14 protein-coding genes are annotated in these 19,398 nt (G+C 35.2%); 2 read left to right on the top strand and 12 right to left on the bottom strand.

From position 1 onward, the window contains the following. Nucleotides 1–210: 210 nt before the first annotated feature. Complete coding sequence (locus tag C8P67_RS05065; protein ID WP_115811012.1) at nt 211–1,272, bottom strand: DUF3810 domain-containing protein; 1,062 nt, start codon at nt 1,270–1,272, stop codon at nt 211–213. Nucleotides 1,273–1,624: 352 nt separating this feature from the next. Here C8P67_RS05065 and C8P67_RS05060 point away from each other — a divergent pair, with 352 nt between their 5' ends. Further along, nucleotides 1,625–3,091 (top strand): aminoacyl-histidine dipeptidase, encoded by a 1,467-nt coding sequence (locus tag C8P67_RS05060; RefSeq protein WP_115811010.1) that lies wholly within the window; start codon nt 1,625–1,627, stop codon nt 3,089–3,091. Nucleotides 3,092–3,387: 296 nt separating this feature from the next. Here C8P67_RS05060 and C8P67_RS05050 read toward each other — a convergent pair whose 3' ends face one another. The 10 genes from C8P67_RS05050 to C8P67_RS05005 all read right to left on the bottom strand — a co-directional run bounded on the left by C8P67_RS05050 (nt 3,388) and on the right by C8P67_RS05005 (nt 16,049). Continuing rightward, entirely contained in the window at nt 3,388–4,992 is a 1,605-nt protein-coding gene (locus C8P67_RS05050; protein WP_115811006.1) for a PepSY-associated TM helix domain-containing protein, read from the bottom strand. 96 nt (nt 4,993–5,088) lie between these two features. Next, nucleotides 5,089–7,251, bottom strand: coding sequence for a TonB-dependent receptor (locus tag C8P67_RS05045; protein ID WP_115811004.1), 2,163 nt, complete (start codon nt 7,249–7,251; stop codon nt 5,089–5,091). Between the two features lie 94 nt (nt 7,252–7,345). Next, nucleotides 7,346–7,687, bottom strand: coding sequence for a hypothetical protein (locus C8P67_RS05040; protein ID WP_245980374.1), 342 nt, complete (start codon nt 7,685–7,687; stop codon nt 7,346–7,348). Between the two features lie 153 nt (nt 7,688–7,840). Then, nucleotides 7,841–11,182 (bottom strand): preprotein translocase subunit SecA, encoded by a 3,342-nt coding sequence (gene secA, locus C8P67_RS05035; RefSeq protein WP_115811000.1) that lies wholly within the window; start codon nt 11,180–11,182, stop codon nt 7,841–7,843. An 86-nt stretch (nt 11,183–11,268) separates the two neighbouring features. Further along, entirely contained in the window at nt 11,269–11,490 is a 222-nt protein-coding gene (locus C8P67_RS05030; protein WP_007138072.1) for a DUF2795 domain-containing protein, read from the bottom strand. A gap of 176 nt (nt 11,491–11,666) precedes the next feature. After that, a complete protein-coding gene (locus tag C8P67_RS05025; RefSeq protein WP_115810998.1) occupies nt 11,667–12,236 on the bottom strand; it encodes a cob(I)yrinic acid a,c-diamide adenosyltransferase in 570 nt (189 codons plus the stop codon). 102 nt (nt 12,237–12,338) lie between these two features. Continuing rightward, nucleotides 12,339–13,025, bottom strand: coding sequence for an ABC transporter ATP-binding protein (locus C8P67_RS05020; RefSeq protein WP_115810996.1), 687 nt, complete (start codon nt 13,023–13,025; stop codon nt 12,339–12,341). A 469-nt stretch (nt 13,026–13,494) separates the two neighbouring features. Beyond that, a complete protein-coding gene (locus C8P67_RS05015) occupies nt 13,495–14,121 on the bottom strand; it encodes a carbonic anhydrase (protein ID WP_115810994.1) in 627 nt (208 codons plus the stop codon). 84 nt (nt 14,122–14,205) lie between these two features. Next, nucleotides 14,206–15,012, bottom strand: coding sequence for an O-methyltransferase (locus tag C8P67_RS05010; protein WP_115810992.1), 807 nt, complete (start codon nt 15,010–15,012; stop codon nt 14,206–14,208). Between the two features lie 50 nt (nt 15,013–15,062). Beyond that, nucleotides 15,063–16,049, bottom strand: coding sequence for a virulence RhuM family protein (locus C8P67_RS05005; RefSeq protein ID WP_115810990.1), 987 nt, complete (start codon nt 16,047–16,049; stop codon nt 15,063–15,065). A gap of 127 nt (nt 16,050–16,176) precedes the next feature. Here C8P67_RS05005 and C8P67_RS05000 point away from each other — a divergent pair, with 127 nt between their 5' ends. Next, nucleotides 16,177–17,727: an SDR family NAD(P)-dependent oxidoreductase gene (locus C8P67_RS05000; RefSeq protein WP_170141411.1), complete on the top strand. Its 1,551-nt coding sequence runs from the start codon at nt 16,177–16,179 to the stop codon at nt 17,725–17,727. Nucleotides 17,728–17,970: 243 nt separating this feature from the next. On the opposite strand, the gene C8P67_RS04995 is transcribed toward C8P67_RS05000, so the two are convergent. Next, nucleotides 17,971–19,227, bottom strand: a complete 1,257-nt coding sequence (locus C8P67_RS04995) for a BamA/TamA family outer membrane protein (RefSeq protein ID WP_115810986.1) — start codon at nt 19,225–19,227, stop codon at nt 17,971–17,973. Between the last annotated feature and the right edge of the window lie 171 nt (nt 19,228–19,398).

Genomic DNA, 19,398 nt, shown 5'->3' with positions numbered 1-19,398 from the left:
ATGATAATTCAAATTTCATTCTCGAATGAAAAAATGAGGGACTTTCAGTCCCTCGTAAAACAAACCTCTGCACTTTCAGTGCAGAGTGGTTTAGTCATAACAATATTTCTCCCGCTTTCCGTTACAATCTCCTGAAGAAAAATCGGGAGGATTTTCACTTCAATCGGGGCTATTTTAGGAATTTAGTTTTTTAAAACAACATTTCCAAAATCAAAATTCCCTTTCCTTATAATAATTCACCATCAAGTTCACAAACTTGCTGTAGCTGTCCATACCGTCTTTTTGCTGATTGATTTTCAAAAAGCGATCATAAAAAACGTGAAAACCAGTTTCAATTGGGGTTTCATATTGTTTCCAAAAATCGTGGCTCTCTTTATAATTTTTCAAAATACCGGGATTAACGGTTTTAAGTAACTGATCCAATATTTTTTCATTCCGCACCTGCCAATTTCCTAAACAATATCGCAAAGCAATACTATAACCCGAATATTGAACATAAGGATTATCATTTTTTATCGAAGACATAAAACCTATAAAATTACATTCACTCTCGCTGGCATATCCCATTTGATGCGCCATTTCGTGATTGGCAGTCATCGGGAAACTGTACATTGGTCCCAAATAATTGACCTGTGCTTCATTCGTAAACGGATTCAGATAACCGCCAAACCCCATATAAGTCAATGGCAAACTAAAAAGAGATTTCTTGATACTCAAATGTGAGTAAGTGAAAAAAACATATTCCTTGGAAATATTTTTATATCCATTTTGATTCATTTCAAAATCTTGATTTTGAGAATACGGGAAAACTACTTTCAAACTATCATTTTTTGTAATCTGACTTTGAATAGCATTTGTTTTGGCAATTAGTTTTTTAGTGAAAACCAATAAATCAGCATCGGTGTAATCTCTTTCGATATTCATTTTTTCAAACAGTGGTTCACGGTAATAATTCAATGCCCAAAGAATGTGAAAGAAAAAATAAAATATTGAAAGAACACTCAAAATTGTTAAGAGATTGTTTTTCCATTCCTGCTTCCAGGATTTTCTTTTTGTCCAAAACCATTTTAAAGCAAATAAAATCAGAATAAAATAAATACAGTCGCCCACGGAGAACGGAATTATTCCCAAAACAATTCTTGAAAATTTAGAAATGAAAACATAAATTCCGTTGCTGTAAAAATGCTCTACGGTTTCTGGAAAAAACCGAATGATTTTTAAGAATATGATTTGAATAAGGAAGAAAAGCGGAAGAATGTATTTGCGTTGCACAAGTTCGATTTTGAATATGTAAATATAATATTATTGTTTAAAATGAATAAAAATGTTTGGAATTTAAGTCTGTAATGAAATTGTTAGGTTTAATTTGGTTTTGAATTTTTGAAACTAAATGCTGTCGTTTATTGGGTTTCTTGCGCTAGGGCTATCCGTTCCCGCTTTTTTCATTAATTGCCACGGGTTTAAACCCGTGGCAATTAATGAAAAAAGCGGGAACGGATAGCCCGACCTTTAGGGAACGCCCGAACTAATTTTAAAGTAAATTTCCTTTATTAATTACTGCCGAAAAGAATTTAAACTTTGTAACTTTGAAGCTTATAAATGTTAAACTTCAAACAAAAAATAAATGAGTCAGGAGATAAGAAATCTAGAACCGAAAGTACTTTGGAACAAATTTGCCGATTTGAATACAGTACCTCGTCCTTCTAAAAAGGAAGAGCGTGTAATTGAGTTTATGAAAGATTTTGGGAATAGTTTAGGGCTGGAAACTTTTGAAGATGAAATCCGAAATGTAATTATCCGCAAGCCTGCAACGGCTGGGATGGAAAACAGAAAAGCATTGGTTTTGCAAGGGCATTTGGATATGGTACATCAAAAAAATGCTGACACGGTTTTTGATTTTGATACTCAAGGAATCGATATGTATATTGATGGTGATTGGGTTCGCGCACGAGGAACTACTCTTGGTGCCGATAACGGTCTTGGCGTTGCAACAATAATGGCGATTTTGGAGAGTAAAGATATTCCGCATCCCGCAATTGAAGCTTTGTTTACGATTGACGAAGAAACCGGAATGACGGGAGCTTTGAATTTGCAGGGAGGAATTTTGAAAGGAGATATTTTATTAAATCTGGACACCGAAGAAGATGATGAAATAGGTATTGGATGTGCCGGAGGAATTGATGTTACTGCCACTGCTGAGTATGATGAAGAGGAAACTCCTGAAGGTTCTGTTGGGTATACAATTAAAGTAAAAGGATTGAACGGTGGACATTCAGGAATGGATATTCATAAAGGTTTGGGGAATGCTAATAAAATTATGAATCGTTTGTTATTTGACGGTTTTGATAATTTTGGACTGCAGATTGCCGAAATCAATGGTGGAAGCCTTCGCAATGCGATTCCGCGCGAGAGTACTGCCAAAGTGATTATTGCTGCGGTTTATGATGAAGCTTTTGTTTTCGATATGCAACAGATTGTGAACGAAATCAAAGCTGAGTTTCAAACTACTGAACCAAACTTAGAAGTGGTTTTCGAAAAATTAGATGCAGTTCCTGCAACTGTAATGCCTCCGATTGCTCAATTTTATTTTGTTCGTGCTATGTACACTGCTCATAATGGGGTTTATAGAATGAGTGCTGATTTTGATGATTTGGTTGAAACTTCGAATAATATTGCGAAAGTAGAAGTGGGAGGAGGGAAATTCTCGGTGAAATGTTTGACACGCTCTTCAGTGGAATCGTCCAAATTTGATTTAGCTAATGCTTTGCGATCTGCTTTTGAATTAATGGGATGCGAAGTAGAATTTTCAGGCTCTTATCCAGGCTGGTCGCCAAATCCAAAATCTGAGATATTAGATGTTTTGGTTTCTATTTATGAAAAACAAAATGGGGAAAAACCAAATGTAGCAGCTTGTCACGCTGGTTTAGAATGTGGAATTCTAGGAATAAATTACCCTGATATGGATATGATTTCTTTTGGACCAACAATTCATGGCGCACATTCACCAGATGAAAGAGCAAGTATTTCCTCTGCTCAAAAATATTGGAAATTTGTATTGGAAATTCTGAAAAATATTCCTGTGAAAAACTAAGGAATAATTAAAATAACAAAGCCCTCGTTTATTTTTAAACGAGGGCTTTGTTAATATCAGCAATTAATCCCTTTTTGGGTTGTTTTTCTTTTCTCTCTTAGCTTCTTTTTTTTCTTTTGCAGTTTTAACAGGCTCTTTTTTGACTGTTTTCTTTGCGTCTTGACCTTTTGACATAACTACTATATTTTGATTGTTTTATAAAATAATTATAGTAAAGATACCAAATTTTTGAATCTAAATTCAATTTTAAAAGCTCAAAAACTAATATTAAATGCTAATTAATCGCTGATTTGTTATTAGTTTTTCTTGAAAAACAGCAATAAACCCAATACGCTAATTACTAAAATAATTAATGCAACAATGACCATAGTTAAATCACGAACGTTTTTGCCAGCCCAATCCATAAATAAAAATTTGTGAAATATGGCAAATGAATATCCCTCAGTAACATCTGATTTTTCGATAACGGCAGCCAGTCTTGAAGTAGCCGTTTCAATAAAGTAGGTAGTTTTTTCGGGCGTGTTGTAAGCTAATTTTATTACAGGTAAACGTTTATTAGCGAAGCCATATTCTCGGCTTTCAAATTCGGTGATTGATTTGGTTTCTAATAATACTGCTTTTTCAAGGTTTGGTTTGCTTTCGATATCGCTGTCCATTTCACAACAAGCAGGTTTACCGGTATTAGGGTCATTAAAATACAACGCAAGGAATTTGGCGTATTCTAAATCGAGGTTTGGTATTACCTTGTTGGTTACAGAGTTGATATAAAGAATCTCGCTTTTTGGATTTTCTTTTTTATCCCATTTGGATTTAGAATCTGTTTTCGGACTGGCATATTTACTTTTAGGTTCTGCTAATTGAGCTCTATAATAAATGCTGTCGTTTAAAGCGATAATGCTTAAGTTTTCTAATCGATTCCAATCCAAATGAATTTTGTTACTTGATGTTGAAAGATCTTTCGTTTCGAAAACTGGTTCATAAACCATTTTGTCTAGCGTATAAGGATTCCATTTTGTAGTTGCGTGATAAGCTCCGCTAAAAGCAAACGTCAAAGTAAATAGAGAAACCCAAATTCCAATTTGTCGGTGGTATCTGCGCAATCCTTTTTTAGGATTCAGATTACCAGTTTTTTTGAATTGTTTCCAAAACAAGCCATATATCACAATACCACTTAAAGCAGAAAAGAAGATAATCGAAAGGAACAAAATCATAAAAAGGATACGAACACTATTGTTGCTAATAGCATCTACAAAAGACCAATTATGAAAAGTATCGAAAAACCAAATAAAGGCTTGTCTTGATTTTGGGTTGTACGTTGCCAATTTGCTCGAAGCAGTTTCTACGTACACTTCCATTCCATCTGGGCGGTTAAAAGTGGTTTTGTAAACGGGTAAATAACGGTTGATGTATTTGTATTGCGAGGTGAATTCGGTTACTAAATCTGTTTTTTCAATCGGACTTTTTTGATCGTCCAGAAAATAACGAGAAAGCCAATGAGCGTATTTTTGATCTCCATTTTCTAGTTTTTTTGCGTTTGTTGCATCGAAATATTCCAGTTCGCCTTTTACTGTTTTTACCTGATAAAATGTGGAGTTATCAAACGAAACAATTCTGAAATTTTTAAATTCGGTTATATTGTTTTTGTCTAAAACTTCTTGGATGGAAAGCGTTAACTGTGTTTTATCAATTGGTTTTGATTCAATACGTTCGTTAGCAATTGTTGGTTTGAAAAAATGCGCCATAAACGGATGCATTAATCCAGACAATGTCCAGAAAATAACTGGAATTATTGTGATGATTCCAATAGTACGATGCCAGGCATAGATTTTTTGCTTGATTTTTTTAACGAATTTGGAATCTTTCTTTTTTGAATGTTTTCCTTCTTTTGGTGTATTGTTCATCGTTTTTTATTTTTAGCCCCGATAGCAGTGGAAATCCTTTTGTGCCGGGGTTCGGCATAAAAGATTGTAACGGATAGCGGGATTAGCTCCTAATTCTTATTTTTTTAATGAAAAATTATATTGTAAACCTATTAAAAATGTTCTTGGTGCAGCAGCAGTGTAAGTAGGCTGTGAACTTGTGGTATTGGCTCTTGAAACATTATAAGCATACAATTTATCTGTGATATTTATTATGTTTCCATAAATTTCGATTCCTTTCCATTCATATCCAGCTCTAAAATTAAAAATATCGTATCCTGCATATTTTACAGTATTGATTTGGTCTTGGTAGTAATTTCCAACCGACTGCCATTCAAATGAAGTTCTGAATTTTGGAAACCAATTTGGGTAATAGCTGATTTCAGAGTTTCCAGACCATCTTGGGGCTTGTGGCATTTCTTTTCCGTTCACGTTTTGCAAAGCATCTGCTGGACTGTCCGAAATTTTAAAATCAATATAAGTATGTTCTGCTACGGTTCCTCCAAAACGAATATTCAATTGATTGGATAACAGTTTGTAGTTTCCTCCAAATTCCACTCCTTTGTGTCTTGTTTCTCCGGCAGAACGATAGTCTGTTGAATTATCGGGCAAACGTATACTTAATAATTCATTTTTACCTTCCATATAATAAACAGCATAATCAAAGTTTAATTTTCCTTTCAATAATGCTACCCAGCCTCCAATTTCGTAATTGTTGAAAGTTGCTGGCTCTAAATTATAATAGAATTCCGCTGGTTTTCCTGTTGTTCCTCCAGTTGCAGGTTTGGCTCTAAAAATGGAAGTGATTGCTGGAGGAGCAAATCCTTGTGCATAGTTTACATAAACTCCAGTAAATTCTACAGGGTTGTAATTTGCGCCTGCTTTGAAAGTAGGTTTGTCGTATATTTTTGTTCCTGTTGAATTGTCTAATGCATTGTTGTAGTCGACTTTCAAATTATCATAACGAGCTCCGGCAGTTACAATTAATTTTTCGATTGGGTTGAAGCTCATTTGTGCATAAACTGCTTTGTTGAAAATGTCCGCAGTATAATCAGATAATTTTACATCAGGACGTTCAGCAGTAATTTCATAATGATCCACAGTTTGTTTTCCAGGTGTTCCCGGATTTAGATAAGCTTTCATTTCCAGTAAATAGGCCCAATAATCAACAGGTGAATAATCGTATAAAGCACCGCCAACAATTTTGGTGTTTAAAAAATCAAATTTTTGGGTATGCTGTCCAATGGCTCCGTAGCTTTTGAAGTTGTTAGAGTTGACCTCGCCTTTTGCGGTTGTTGGGTTTACTGTTGGGCTCCATCTGATTCCGTAAGATGGATTTTGTCCTAACTTGTTATCTCTATGGTAGACTGTAATGTAACTGCTAGCGTTGTCATTCCAATCATGTTCTAAAGTTAATCGTGTTCTCAAAGCATCCGATTTTCTATAGGTAAAATCAGTGGTACTTTTATAGGTTCTGTTATAAAAAGCTTCTTCATTTACACTGCCGCTCATATCTGAATAGTATTTTCCCCACATCGTATTGCTGATTAATCGGGTTTTATCACTGATATTATAATCAACCCTGATGTTAAGATTATCTTTTTTATAATCAGAATAGGTCATCCAGCCATTTTCCTGTAAACTGGAAATTCCTGCAATATGAAAACCAACTTTGCCAATTATTGCCCCACCAGTAGCCTGGATTCTTTTATAGCCCCATTGGTCTGCTTGGATTCCAAATTTAAATTCTGGATTTATTGAAGGTTTAAGTGAAATTAAATTGATGGTTCCGCCTACAGCTTCAGGGCCATATAAAGAGGATACAGGTCCTTTGACAACTTCAATATTTTGAAGATTGAATTGGTTAATTTCTAATAAAGCATTGTGATTAAAAATTCCCATGGGGCGAATAGGTAATCCGTCTTCTAGATATAAATAATAAGCATTTGTCGTCATTGGTTGGCGAATGGACATCGAGTGTTGTTCATTACCGAGATTTACCATTAGTACTCCTGGTGTTTTATTTACGATTTCATAAGCTGCCACGGCTTTGGTTTCGTTAATGTTTCTGACAGTTAGTTTGCTTACTGCAGAAGGTGTTTCTTTTCGTAAGGTTGCTGAACGGTTTGCGGTAACAAAAACATTTTCAAGTGTTTCAGTTTTTGTAGAATCTTTTTCGGTTTTGTTTTGTGCAATAGTAATTTGCCCCATTACTAAAAGGGAAAACAATATTTTTTTCATTTTAATTTATATAAATATAGAATAATGACAATTGTTTCATTGGCTTAAGGCCAATGAAAGAGTTTTCAAATAATTTGAAAAGTGTAATTAGGATTTATATAAAAAAGGAGGGAGGGCGAAAATTGGATAAAACAACCGCAATTGGTTTTCCACCAAAATGAGAATAATTCTTTTGAGAAATAAAAGAGGAATTTGTTGTAAAAGTTACGGCAGTTTCTAAGGTGTTTTGAATGTAAATCAGCTCTGCTTTTTCTTTCAGGTTGTTTTGCATTTCTTTTTCGCTGTCAGCAAATTGTTTTAAACTTTTTTTAAGTTCACAATTTCCATTACATGTATTGTTTGCTACTTTTCTTTGAATACAAATAGTTTTAGCAATCTCGTCTTGGTTGATTTTGAATTTGGCATAAATAATTATGTTTCCAAAAGAAGGAAGCAACAGTATTGAAGAAAGTAATATGACGAAAAATTGTTTCAGACTATCTTAAATTTGAGTGCAAAAGTAGGATATATTTTTAAGATAATTTTGTCTTTTAATAAAAAATCCCCAACTACTTTCGTAATTGGGGATTCAAATCGAATTTAAGTTGTATTAAGAAACTAAAACCCAAGCACCGCTGGCGATTAAACTTTCAGCTTTCTTGTATTTCATTTCCTGTGTCTGTCCGTTAGCAACATTTTGAATTGTTACCGTATCGTTACGGTTTATTTTTGGCTGATCACGTACGATAGTTTCAGTAACTTGTCTTTGCTGTGTTTCCCCAGCTTCACGATTAGCACTTTCACTGTTTGGAATTTCGTCTTTGCTTAATTGGTAATCTTCGACCTGACGCTCGATTCTTGCTTCTTCAATTACAGGAGCATTTTGAGCTGGTAAATCACCTTTGAATAAAAATGAAATTACTTCTTTGTTTACATTATCGAGCATACCTCGGAACAAGTTGAACGCTTCCAATTTGTAAATAAGCAATGGATCTTTTTGTTCGTGAACGGCTAATTGAACAGATTGTTTCAATTCATCCATTTTACGTAAATGTTTTTTCCAAGCTTCGTCAACGATTGATAAAGTGATATTCTTTTCAAAATCAGCAACCAATTGATTTCCTTCTGTTTCGTATGCTTTCTTTAAATCAGTTACTACGTTGAACATTTTAATTCCATCGGTAAACGGAACTACAATACGCTCAAATTGATTGTTTCTGTCTTCGTAAACATTCTTAATAATTGGGAAAGCTTCTCTAGCGCTTCTGTCTGTTTTTTGAGTATAAAATTCAAGTGCTGCTTTATACAGTTTACCAGTGATTTCAATTTCAGTTAGTTTAGAGAAATCCTCTTGTGAAACTGGCGAAGTGAATGAGAAATAACGAATGATTTCAAATTCAAAATCTTTGAAACTGTTTTTAGCTTTATTTTCGTCTACGATTAATTCGCAAGTATCATAAAGCATATTCGCGATATCTAGTTTCAAACGCTCGCCAAACAAGGCGTGACGACGACGTTTGTAAACTACTTCACGTTGTGCATTCATAACGTCATCATATTCTAATAAACGCTTACGAGTACCAAAGTTGTTTTCTTCTACTTTTTTCTGAGCACGTTCGATAGATTTAGTCATCATCGAATGCTGAATTACTTCACCTTCCTGTAATCCCATTCTATCCATTACTTTGGCTACTCTTTCAGAACCAAATAAACGCATCAAGTTATCTTCAAGAGAAACATAAAATTGTGAACTTCCTGGATCTCCTTGACGACCGGCACGACCACGTAACTGACGGTCAACACGACGTGAATCGTGACGCTCCGTACCTACGATTGCTAAACCACCAGCTGCTTTTACTTCTGGAGTAAGTTTAATATCGGTACCACGACCCGCCATATTGGTTGCAATAGTAACTACACCTGCTTTTCCAGCTTCCTCAACGATTTGAGCCTCTTGCTTGTGCATTTTTGCATTTAATACGTTGTGTGTAACACCTCTCATTTTAAGCATACGGCTTAATAATTCTGAAATCTCTACAGAAGTTGTACCAATAAGTACTGGTCTTCCTGCTTTTGATAATTCAGTTACATCTTCAATAACGGCATTGAATTTTTCACGAGTCGTTTTGTAGATGAAATCTTCTTTGTCTATACGCGAAATTCCACGGTTTGTTGGAATTTCAACAACATCTAATTTATAAATTTCCCAAAGCTCACCTGCTTCTGTTACGGCTGTTCCAGTCATACCGGCCAATTTGCTGTACATTCTGAAATAGTTCTGTAATGTAACAGTTGCAAATGTTTGTGTAGCAGCTTCAATTTTTACATTTTCTTTAGCTTCAATCGCTTGGTGTAATCCGTCTGAGTAACGACGGCCATCCATAATACGTCCAGTCTGCTCATCAACAATCATGATTTTGTTGTCCATGATCACATATTCTACGTCTTTTTCAAAAAGAGTGTAGGCTTTCAAAAGCTGAGTCAAGGTATGAATACGCTCGCTTTTTACACCAAAATCTTGGAATAATCTTTCCTTTTCTTCTGCTTCGGCGTCTTTGTCCAGTTTTTTCTTTTCGATAGAGGCAATTTCGGTTCCAATGTCTGGAAGTACAAAAAAGTCAGCATCTGTATCACTAGAAAGATATTTTACACCATTATCAGATAAACTAACTTGGTTGTTTTTTTCTTCAATTACAAAATACAACGCTTCGTCCACTTTTGGCATTTCCCGGTTGTTATCCTGCATGTATTGATTTTCGGTTTTTTGAAGTAATTGTTTTATTCCTTCTTCACTCAAAAATTTAATTAAGGCTTTGTTTTTAGGCAAACTTCTGTAAGCTCTCAATAATAAGAAACCACCATCTTTAGTGTTTCCTTCCTTGATTAATTTTTTTGCTTCGGCAAGAAAACCATTTGCCAATTGACGCTGTAAAGCAACCAGATTTTCAATCTTTGGTTTCAGTTCGTTGAATTCATGACGGTCACCTTGAGGAACTGGACCAGAAATGATAAGCGGTGTACGGGCATCATCAATTAATACAGAATCGACCTCATCGACAATAGCATAATTGTGTTTTCTTTGAACTAAATCTTCAGGAGAGTGAGACATATTATCTCTTAGGTAATCAAAACCAAATTCATTGTTGGTTCCGTAAGTAATATCAGCATTGTATGCATTTCTTCTTCCTTCAGTACTTGGCTGGTGATTGTCAATGCAATCTACAGTTAAGCCGTGAAATTCGAATAAAGGTGCTTTCCATGTGCTGTCACGTTTTGCTAAGTAATCATTCACAGTTACTAAATGTACACCGTTTCCAGTCAAGGCGTTCAAGTATAATGGCAAAGTAGCCACCAATGTTTTACCTTCCCCTGTCTGCATTTCGGCAACTTTACCTTCGTGCAAAACCATTCCGCCAATTAATTGAACATCATAGTGAATCATGTCCCAAGTAATGTCTTTTCCGGCAGCATTCCATTTGTTGGCCCAAATTGCATTGTCTCCATCAAGAGTGATGTAATTTTTTACAGCAGAAAGTTCTCTGTCTTTTGGAGTAGCAGATACAACGATTTGTTCGTTGTCTTTGAAACGTCTTGCAGTTTCTTTAACTACTGAAAAAGCTTCTGGAAGAATTTCCAATAAAGTTTTCTCAGAGATATCATAAGCTTCTTTTTCAAGAGCATCAATAGCAATATAGATATCTTCGCGTTTGTCAATATCCTCAATGCTTTCTACTTCTAATTTAAGAGAAGCGATTTTAGAATCTTTTTCAGCACGAGCCTGTTTTATTTTTTCTTTAAAAAAAACGGTTCTTGCTCTTAATTCGTCATGTGACAAAGCTTGTAAAGTGCTTTCAAAAGTCTTTATTTTATTTAAATACGGCTGTAAAGCTTTTACGTCTTTCTCGGATTTATCCCCAACAAAGATTTTAATAATACTGTTTATGAAACTCATGATCTGTTTTTATTTCTATTTTAATATATCTGCGTAAATTTAAACAAAAAAAAAGCCTCTTCTGAGACTTTTTCTTGGTTTACTTTTTAATATTCATCCTCGTTCCAAAGATAATCTTCGTCTGTTGGATAATCTGGCCAAATTTCTTCCATTGATTCATATATCTCGCCTTCATCCTCAATTGATTGAAGGTTTTCTACTACTTCTAGTGGAGCACCGGCTCTAATAGCGTAGTCAATAAGTTCGTCTTTGTTCGCAGGCCACGGTGCATCGCTTAAATATGATGCTAATTCTAATGTCCAATACATATCTATCGATTTAGTTTTGTGCAAAAATAATTTTTTTACTGAAAAAGACAAGTAAAAAACGATTTATTTTTTATAAAGTTAAGAACGTATTAACGATTGCTGATTTTTGAATTAAGATTAACGATTTTTGATTTTAAATCTAAATATCAAAAATCGTTTATCTCCAATCTGAAATCCTATTTTCTTGGTATCCATTTTACTTCATCAGCGTTTAAATCATGTGACAACTTTCGTGCCAATACAAAAAGATAGTCAGAAAGTCGGTTTAAGTATTTAATCGCGATTTCGGCAACTGGTTCATTATGACTTAAATGAACAGCTAAACGTTCGGCACGCCGGCAAACGCATCTGGCGATATGACAATATGACACAGTTTGATGACCTCCTGGCAAAACAAAGTGAGTCATTGGCGGAAGCTTTTCTTCCATGGTGTCTATTTCCTTTTCCAAAAACTCAATATCGGTTTCGGTTATTCCAAGGTTTTTTAATCGAAGTTCACCGTTTTTCATCACTTCCTTTTCCGGAGGAGTTGCTAAGATTGCTCCAATGGTAAACAGGCGATCTTGTATTTCTATTAAAATATCTTTGTAATGGTTATTTATTTCCTGATCACGAATAAGTCCAATATAGGAGTTTAATTCGTCAACTGTTCCATAACTTTCAATACGTGCATGATCTTTTGGTACACGGGTTCCCCCAAAAAGAGCAGTAGTTCCGCCATCTCCGGTTTTTGTATATACTTTCATTTTTAATGTTTAATAGGTTAGTTGGTTATTCGTTTAATCGATAAATTCATTAGTTGTTTAATTAATTAAACGAATAAACGATTTAACAATTCAACAAATACACTATTTAGTTGTATCACTTTCAATAAGACCGTCTCTCAAACGAATAACTCTGTGAGCATAAGCTGCAATTTCTTCTTCGTGAGTTACTAAAATAACGGTGTTTCCGTTGGCGTGAATATCACCAAAAAGTTTCATTATCTCTAAAGATGTTTTACTGTCTAGATTTCCTGTTGGTTCGTCAGCAAGTATAATTGAAGGTTTGTTTACTAAGGCTCGAGCGACCGCAACACGCTGGCGTTGCCCTCCCGAAAGCTGGTTTGGCTGGTGATCCATTCTGTCTCCTAGATTTACTTGATTTAAAACTTCAGTAGCTCTTGAAATACGTTCAGATTTTGAATAACCCGCATAAATCATTGGCAGTGCAACATTATCAAGTGCTGTTGTTCTAGGTAAAAGATTGAAAGTCTGAAAAACAAAACCAATTTCTTTATTTCTAATTTCGGCCAATTCATCGTCTTTCATATGACTGACATTTTTCCCGTTCAGTATATAAGTCCCCGATGTAGGGGTGTCCAGACAGCCTAATAAATTCATTAAAGTAGATTTACCTGATCCCGAAGGTCCCATCAAAGCTACGTATTCCCCCTTATTAATTTCTAGATCAATGCCTTTTAGTACATAAACGATTTCGTTTCCTAGTACAAAATCTCTTTTGATATTTGTAATTTTTATAAGCGGGTTTTTCATTAGAATTTAGATTGCAGATTGTTGATTTTATTTTTAAAAGTACAAAAGACTTTTTGATTTAGTATATGTAGCTTCGGATTGATTTTTGTTACAGAAAGATGATGTCTAAATACCTAATAAATTGACCTCCTAAATTTTAATGTGATAAATGTTTTTGATTTATAATATCATTAATTTTATAAGAAAAAAAATATTAAAATAAAATAAAAATGTTTTTTATCGATTTTATATTAATTTTAACGATTTTTTTGAATGAGTTTTATTTTTAATATATTAAGTTTGTATAGTAAAGTTTAAGTTTTTTATTGGTTAGTTAGAATAAATTGAACTTTTGGATTACGGATAAGCAGTTCATCTTTGAACAGTTTTAACGTAATCATTTAATAGTAAGGTTAAGGTTAGGTTATTTGAACAAAAGACAGTCATGGGGGTGACTGTCTTTTTTTTGTATTACTCAGATTGTGTGTTATTATGATATTTTGTAAATCTGGGTAATGTTTTTTAATATTTCGGTAAAATCGATGTTAAGGTCAATTAATTTTCCTGTATGGATATCAAATATCCACCCATATACTTTTAATCCTCTTTCTCTGAATGCTTTTTGCACTTCTGCAGTTTTAATGACATTGATGCATTGTTCCTGAACGTTTAGCTCTACCAGTTTTTTGTACTTTTCTTCTTCATTGCTAATTGCATCAAGGGTTTTTCGGTGAATTCTGTACACATCTCGAATGTTTCTAAGCCACGGATTTAATATCCCCAAATCAGATTGCTGCATGGCGGCAAGAACTCCACCACAACCATAATGTCCGCAGACAACAATATGATTTACTTTTAAATGAACCACAGCATAATTGATTACCGACATAGAATTGAGGTCGGTATTTGGAACCATATTGGCAATATTTCGGTGTACAAAAACTTCACCTGGTTCTAGTCCCATAAGCTCTTCTGCCGACACTCTGCTGTCTGAACAGCCTATATAAAGAAACTCGGGAGATTGTCCTTTTGAAAGTTTCTCAAAATAATGCTCGTCCATTTGAAGCTGTTTGATAACCCATTTTTTATTGTTTTCAAAAATTTGTTTGATTTTCATATTTTGATTTTAAATGGTTTAATTGTTTTACCGTTTTAAGATTTGTGGTTTTAAACCGAAAAACAAAGGTATAATTTCTATCCTCTAACTTCTTATAATAAAATGCTGTTTGGGCTGTTCGTACCTAAAGAACACAAGTCCCCACTGAAAAGTGTCGATACTTACGGTAACTTTTGGGTGGTCTTTTATGATTTTCCAAGCTTCTTCCATTTCCTGTGACCAATGAATATCATCAAATATCCAAACCGTTTCATTGGTAATAGTTGGTAATAGCAATTCGAAGTATTCTAAAGTTGCATTTTTGGAATGATTGCCGTCAAAGTAAATTAGCTGATACTTGATAGGTGATGGTTGATGGTTTTTAAGATAACTGCTAAACTCACTTACAATTGATTCAACATTATTGCAATTGAATTTTTGCAGCTGTAATTGAGCTTGTCTTGCTGTTTCGGGACAGCCTTCAAGTGTTGTAATTTTTGCTTTTGGATTTCCTAATGATAGGGCAGAAGTTGCTAAACCAAGAGAAGTTCCAATTTCCAAAATAGTTTTTGGCTGAAAATAATTGGTAATTCTAAATAATAATTCGGCTCGTTTGGGACTTATTCCTGCGTTTTGGGCAATTTTATCGATTGCTCTCACATTGGATTTGAAAACTCTGGAACCAGCACCAAAATCAGTAACTTCTATTGTGTTTTTATTTTCCAAAAGTGAATTTCGGTACTCTTTTAAAACTTCATATTGCTTCGCCTGTTCGCTCCCGCTCGGGTCGGGTTTAGGTTTCTTGTCATAAAAGCATTTGGTCAATAAAAGAAACACAAACGGCGAATGTACAGCGTGCTCATTTTTGGAATGCCAAAGGAATTTGAGATAGGATTTTATTTGGAATAGCATAATGAATTGGGTTTTGTCAGGAGGTGCGAATTGGGTAATGCCAATAGTATTTATTTGTTATTCAGTTTTTTTAATTCTCTATCTAAATCTGACATGTAATTTTTATCTTGTTCAATTCGAAAATGTTCATACTCCTGATGTGCTTTTTCAACTGCTTGGTCGTGAGAAATGACTCCTGCATTTGGAAGTACATCAAGACTATTGCTTTCAAGGAACTTATTGGTGCGTTCTAGCCAATCTTTCATATTTATTAATTGATTTCGGCGTGCTTGAAATTCGGCTAAATCCAAAAAAGCACTGACTAATAAATTCAAATCGCCAATTTCATTTTCATTTAGATAATTTTTCGCAACAACTACATCACTTTTTACAATTTTACCATTTGGAGCATTTTTCCAAGTTGATAATCCCATAAAGTCTTTGGTTCTGTCTACACGATTGTAGACAATTTCAGCAGCTGTATTTCCTGTAATTGCAAAATGCAGTTTGTTTTGAACCATTTTGTAAAACAGTTTCGTTTCCTCGGCATCTTTACTATAATCGGCACTGCATTGTTCAAAAATATCTCCTAATTTTTGAAAAACACGACGTTCGCTGGCTCGTATTTCACGTATGCGTTCCAGTAATTCGTCAAAATAATCTTTTCCAAAAGGTTTTCCGTTTTTGAGCATTTCGTCATTTAGAACAAACCCTTTTATGATATATTCTTTCAGCGTCTGTGTTGCCCAAATTCGAAATTGTGTGGCTTGTTTTGAATTAACGCGATATCCAACAGCTATAATTGCATCAAGGTTGTAAAATTTTGTTTTATATTTTTTACCGTCATTTGCAGTTACCGAGAATTCCTCGACAACTGAATTTGACTCTAGTTCTTCACTGTTGAATATGTTTTTTAAATGCAAGGAAACGTTGTCGGTAGAGCAATTAAACAATTGCGCTATCAACTTTTGAGTAAGCCAAAAATTATCATCAAAATAAGTAACGTTGATAACCACGCTGCTGTTCTGATTTTGATAAAAAATAATTTTGTTTTCCATTTTTGGGTGTTTGTGACGAAGATACAAAGATAAAGTGAATAGTAATTTGTGACAAGCGAGCCGTTAGACTTTAAACACTATATTTGCAACCCAGTATTTTTGCAAATGCAAATAGCTGTTTTTTATAATGATGATGGAAGAAATAGTAGAAAAGATTGTAATAAGTTCGGAAGAAATAGACCGATGCATAGCTGTTTTAGCGCAATTAAACAGCGATACCGACCAGATATTTGAAATCCCAAAAGAGCAGCGAACAGCTTTAATCAAAGTAGCGGGGCAATTTTCGCGTCCAGATCGTGATGAGTTTGCTAAAAGGAAAAAAGACGCTAAAGCAGTTGCTAAACGCAAACAGGAAAAGAAAGACAGAACGGCCCGCAAGGAAACCGGAATTCGTTCGGCTCGTGAAGCGAGTGTTTTTGTTGCTCCAAAATTACTGGCTTCGCATGATTTGGATTCTAAAGAACAGTTGGAACTTGAAACGCCAAGAAAATGTTATGTCTGCAAAACGGAGTTTACCAAAATGCATCATTTTTATGATACAATGTGTACGGATTGCGGCGATTTTAATTATGCCAAGCGTTTCCAAACTGCAGATGTAAAAGGGCAAATTGCCGTGATTACAGGTTCCCGTTTAAAAATTGGATATCATATTACTTTAATGTTATTGCGTGGCGGAGCAACGGTTGTTGCAACGACCCGTTTTCCGGTGGATTCGGCTTTGAGGTTTTCTAAAGAAGAAGACTTTATGGAATGGGGACATCGCTTGAAAATTCACGGATTGGATCTGCGCCATATACCTAGTGTGGAGATTTTTTGCAATTTTATAGAACAAAAATACGGACGATTAGATATTCTGATTAATAATGCGGCACAGACGGTCAGACGTCCTGCTGGTTTTTATACGCATTTAATGGAAAATGAAGAACTGCCAATTGGTTCTTTGCCAGAACAAGCACAAGAATTATTATTGGATCACACCAATTGTCTCGATGAATTGAAAGTACTGACTTCGGGAGCTTCTTCTAATCAAAATATGCCGGTAACCTGGCATGGTCCTGAACCTGGAATTGGTCTGCGGGCTTCCGCCAAATTATCTCAGATTCCGTATTCGTTCGATAATGCTTTGGTTGCTCAGGAAGTTTTTCCGGAAGGTGAACTTGATGCCGATTTACAGCAGGTCGATCTGCGAAAAGTGAACAGCTGGCGTTTAAAATTAGGTCAGATAGAAACTACTGAAATGATAGAAGTACAATTGGTGAATTCGGTTGCACCTTTCGTATTATGCAATCGTCTTTCGGAAGTGATGAAGAAAGATAATACAGGTAAAAAACATATCATCAATGTATCGGCGATGGAAGGGAAGTTTTATCGTGATTTCAAGGAAGACCGACACCCGCATACCAATATGGCAAAAGCAGCGCTGAATATGTTGACGCACACAGCTGCAGGAACTTTGGCAAAAGACGGAATTTTTATGAATGCTGTAGATACCGGCTGGGTAACTGATGAAGACCCGGCAGAACTAGCCAAGAGAAAACAGGAAGAGCAGGATTTTCAGCCGCCTTTGGATATTGTTGACGGAGCGGCGAGAGTTATGGATCCGTTGTTTGACGGGATTAATACAGGCAAACATTGGTGCGGAAAATTTTTGAAGGATTACCGTCCGATTGCTTGGTAAGGAACTTCTTGTTGAAAAACAAATCGATTTTATCTGCGAAAATCTGCGTGAAATAAATAGCAAGCAGATTTTTTTATTGAAAATTTCCGTTTCTGAACTAAAGCCGAATGTTTGCACTTTTGCGTGAGGGATGGCAGTGGAGCTCTCCCGATTTTTCATCGGGAAGCGGGAACGTACAGCCCGACCCGAAGTTTTTACGGAGGGGCACGCCATAATAAAAAGACTGTTGTGGTGATTTATAATTTAAAATCCTTCGCCGTCATTAAAATAGAAAGTCTGTGAATCGCGGCCTAGCCCGTAATTGACGATGAAATTGGTCAGCGTATTTTTGTCTAGCAGAATTCTTAATCCAACTCCCACAGCGGGCTGAATGTACTCGCCCAACTTTAGGTTTCTGTCGGCATCGCTGGTGGTGGTAGCGTTAGCAAATACAGTACCGCTTATCATTTGGTTTTTGGTAATAGGGAAGCGGTATTCACTTTCAAAATACATCAGGTTTGTACCCCTAAAAAGACCTTGAATGTAGCCTTTCCCGCTTCGGCTGTTTTGATCCCAGCCTATGGCAGGGAGATTCAGATAGGGCAATTGACCGTGCGCCAAGAATTGGCCGTATGCCCAAAAACCTAAGACATGCTGTTTGTTGGTTTTGCTGATGGGAATAAAATAACGGCTTTCGAGCAACACAGTGCCGCTTTCATGTTTGTTGAGGTCTGTTTGGGGATTGTAACGGTAATTCATATTCAGGTACAAGCCATTGTTTGTGTTTATTAGGTTGTCTCTGGTGTCGTATATGAAATTGATGCTTACGCCATTGACGGCATAATTCTTGTCGCTGAAGCCGTGTTTTTTGGAATAGGTATAATGATAAGTGTATTTTTCATTGGCAGCATCTAAATTTTTGTCCACAATATTGCTATAGCTGTCAAAATGGATTCCTGCTCCGATGAAAAATGACTGGAAGATAGTGTAGGATGCCGTTTCATGAAACTTAAAATAGTTGTAATTCATAGGCTGTTTTATAGCATCATAATCAAAGTCCTGAAATTCGGCTCCCCAAGGAATAATATCAGTTCCTAAACCATAATTGGCTTGGGAAAAAACATAATAACGAAAGTCACCACTAAAGAATAGCCGGTCATTATTGACGTACATATTGTTTTTTAAATACGTCAGAATCTGTTTTTTGGTGCTATAGGAAGCGCCGCCGGAGAGTAATGAAATCTTGTTTTCGGGTTTTAGCTTAAAACTGAATTGGCTTATAAACCCCAGTGTAAATCCGTTTGCAGGCTGGTAACCCAAAGTAGGAAATGCAATTAAGTGATTTTTGGAATCGGGTTTGCTTATTTTTAAAGTATCTTCTTTTGTGAATAAATCGATAATAGTGCGTAAAGGGTAAAGTTTCTCTCCTTCTTTATTCGCTTCCTGCGGAAAAACGGCATGAGAGTAAAAAAAGAAAAGAAGAAATAAAATTCTAAATTTCAGAATATTTGTAAAAGTCATAATAAGGCTTTGCGCTGTAACCAAAACAATTAGTGAGTATATCTAAATCAATTTTTTTGAAAACAAAACATAAAACTAAACAAATTTTCTTTCTGTGGTTTTAATTTAGAGTAATAAAAATGTTTTATTACTTTTTTTTTACGGTTATGACTCTGAATTTGAAGAGAGATA

Source organism: Flavobacterium aquicola (assembly GCF_003385115.1).
GTDB lineage: Bacteria > Bacteroidota > Bacteroidia > Flavobacteriales > Flavobacteriaceae > Flavobacterium > Flavobacterium aquicola.
Note: the sequence above shows the minus strand (reverse complement) of the source record. Positions and strands in the feature narration are given on the sequence as shown.